Origin of the sequence: Vibrio sp. V42_P2S4T144 (assembly GCF_009904715.1) — a bacterium.
GTDB classification, from domain to species: Bacteria; Pseudomonadota; Gammaproteobacteria; order Enterobacterales; family Vibrionaceae; genus Vibrio; species Vibrio alginolyticus.
On record NZ_WXWS01000557.1, the window covers coordinates 1 to 2,711 of the forward strand.

At 44.5% G+C, this 2,711-nt stretch carries 3 protein-coding genes and 1 pseudogene; 3 read left to right on the top strand and 1 reads right to left on the bottom strand.

Annotation, left to right across the window (positions count from 1 at the left end; all coding sequences use genetic code 11):
• Window positions 1-220: pseudogene (gene minC, locus CAG68_RS18590) on the bottom strand (septum site-determining protein MinC); the annotation flags it as partial.
• A 197-nt stretch (window positions 221-417) separates the two neighbouring features.
• Between minC and CAG68_RS18595 the strand changes: the two are divergent.
• The 3 genes from CAG68_RS18595 to CAG68_RS18605 all read left to right on the top strand — a co-directional run.
• Window positions 418-699, top strand: coding sequence for a YcgL domain-containing protein (locus tag CAG68_RS18595; protein WP_005382303.1), 282 nt, complete (start codon window positions 418-420; stop codon window positions 697-699).
• Window positions 700-747: 48 nt separating this feature from the next.
• A complete protein-coding gene (locus CAG68_RS18600) occupies window positions 748-1,719 on the top strand; it encodes a lytic murein transglycosylase (protein ID WP_005388330.1) in 972 nt (323 codons plus the stop codon).
• Between the two features lie 88 nt (window positions 1,720-1,807).
• The coding region (locus CAG68_RS18605; RefSeq protein ID WP_161441493.1) for a LysR substrate-binding domain-containing protein at window positions 1,808-2,711 on the top strand (904 nt) is incomplete at its 3' end.

The following is a 2,711-nucleotide window of genomic DNA, read 5'->3' on the forward strand; positions in this document are numbered from 1 at the left end:
GAATAAAACCGGCATCTGAGATGCCTTGTTTAAGCTTAGGGAAATCAATGTCGCCTTGTACTTTTGCTATATTGATTACCAAAGGCGCGGATGCAAAAAAAGAAGGTGCTTGAGAAACTTTTTCTTGCAAAAATTCGACAGTCTTTGCGATCTCATTGTCAGAAAGGTGTAAAACTGACAATGTAAAACTGCTACCTTTAAGGTCTGGTGAATGGGTCATCGTGGACTTCTTGCCTTTATTGAAAGAGCGTTGCCTTAAACTAGGTATGTCATGTTATATTTCATCCTTTGACGCAGCAAGTTCTCTCGTGGGCAAATAGGTGAATTAATCTCAAATTTGCTATTAAGTTTGCGAGAATTTGACGTTTACAACCTAATCCGCACTCAACGCGGCTAAATCAGCATAAAAGGCGTGTCATGCTTTGTTCTATTTATAAAAGCTCGAAAAAAGAAGGTACTTATCTCTATATTCCGAAAAAGGATGATTTTTCACAGGTTCCTGACACCTTAATGCAGATGTTCGGTAAGCCTATCGCTGTCATGACGATTAAACTTGATGGCCGTAAATTGGCACAAGTTGATATCGAAAAAGTGAAGGCTTCATTACAAAATGATGGCTTCTTTCTTCAGGTTCCACCGCCGCCGGAGAACCTATTAGAAAAGTACAAAGAACAAAAAGCCCAGCAGAAAGGCGAATAACGTCATCGTTTTTCATCTGGGATTTCTGCCTTGCTCAAGGAGGGCAATATGAAAAAGATACTGGCTACCATGCTTAGCGTTGGTATGTGTACCTCGGCTTTTGCAAGTAGCGAGGGTTTTGATGAATACTTGAATAAGCTGCGTGCTGAAGCTCGTGATAAAGGTATCTCAGAGCAGGTCATTAGTGCTGCTTTTGCTAATGTTGAGTACAAGCCCCGAGCAGTAAAAGCGGACCGAAACCAACCAGAAAAGAAACTGACATTGGATGAGTACATTCCTCGCGCGGTGCCTGAATGGAAGGTGAAGCAAGCCAGACAACTCTACAAAGAGCATTACACCGAGCTAAAGCGTATAGGCGATGAGTACGGTGTCCACCCGCGCTTTATTGTGGCACTTTGGGGAGTTGAAAGTAACTTTGGTAAGTTTACCGGCAACTTTAAAGTGATTGATGCACTATCCACAATGGCATTTGAAGGCCGTCGTGAAGAGTTTTTCCGTAAAGAGACTATGTCGGCACTTCAGATCCTCGATCAAGGCCATATTGAGCTAGAGAACTTTAAAGGCTCATGGGCTGGTGCGATGGGTCAATGCCAGTTTATGCCAAGCTCTTTCCTTCGTTTTGCTGCTGACGGCAACGGTGATGGTAAGAAAGACATATGGCAATCTGAAGCGGACGTGTTTGCATCAACCGCTAACTATTTGAGCAAGTCTGGCTGGGATGATAAATATACTTGGGGTCGCCAAGTTAAGGTTCCTAAAAATATTGATCGCAGTCTAGAAGGGCGCACGGCTGAAAAAGGCAAATACCTTCAAGAGTGGAGCCAATTAGGTATCACAAAATATGACGGTAGCCCGTTGCCAAAACTGGATGAAGACATCAAAGCATGGTTGATCATGCCGGACGACGAGAATGGTCGTACGTATCTGGTTTACAATAACTACAACGTATTGATGAAGTGGAACCGCTCTTACTACTTCGCACTTGCTGTGAGTCACTTGGCTGACCGCATTAAATACTGATCTGCCATCAAACAATTTGGCATTCAGTCTTCAATACAAGGGCTCTTCGGAGCCCTTTGTTTTTTCTATAACCAAATCGAGGTAAAGCGTGTTATCTGAACGTGCCGCACAAATGGTGATTTTCTCCGCTCTTCTTAAACACAAAAGCTTCACAGCTGCTGCAAAGAGCTTAGGCGTGTCGGTGTCTCATGTGAGCAAACAGTTGAGTCAGTTAGAAGCGTCTCTTGGTATCAAGCTTGTTCAACGCACTACGCGAAGCTTTACGCCGACTGAGGCAGGGAAAACCTTTTTTCATCACTGTGAGCAAGTGGTACAAGCGGTGAGCAGCGCCACATTAGAGATGGAAACCCAGCGGGATGAAGTAGCAGGTTTGGTACGTCTTGGGTTGTCGCAATCATTTGGTACCTTACACATTATTCCAGCGATTCAAGAGTTACGCGAACTGTATCCTCAACTTCAAGTGGAAGTACATCTGTTTGACTATAAGGTCGATATGTTAGCCGAAGGGCTCGATTTATGGGTAACCAACAACGAGCATTTGCCTGAAGGTTACATTGCGCAGCGTTTGACGGATTGCCAGTTTGTTGTTGCGGCATCGCCAGATTACTTATTGAAACATGACACGCCAGCAGAACCGGATGACCTATCTGCTCACAACTGCCTCATATACAGAAGCTGGGAGCGTGACTATACGGGGTGGGCGTTTACCAAAGATCAGCAAGAATTGAATGTAAAAGTCTCGGGTAACTATTCAGTGGATCTGGCAGAAGCCGTTCGGGATGCGGCTATTGCAGGTTGGGGTATTGCCTACCTTGCCACTTACTTGCTGGGGGATGAGTTTAGAACGGGTAAGTTAATACAGCTGTTACCTGACTGGAAAGCCAGCCAGTCGATGCCGTTTTATGCGGTATACCCAAGCCGCCAGCATATGCCAAAAAAAATATCCGCAGTGATTAACTTTATCAAACAGAAGATCGGCAACCCTTGTCATT

What these genes read in the sequence shown, in the direction of transcription:
- CAG68_RS18600 (WP_005388330.1), top strand. Translation starts at nt 748, where the DNA reads ATGAAAAAGATACTGGCTACCATGCTTAGCGTTGGTATGTGTACCTCG.
- CAG68_RS18595 (WP_005382303.1), top strand. Translation starts at nt 418, where the DNA reads ATGCTTTGTTCTATTTATAAAAGCTCGAAAAAAGAAGGTACTTATCTC.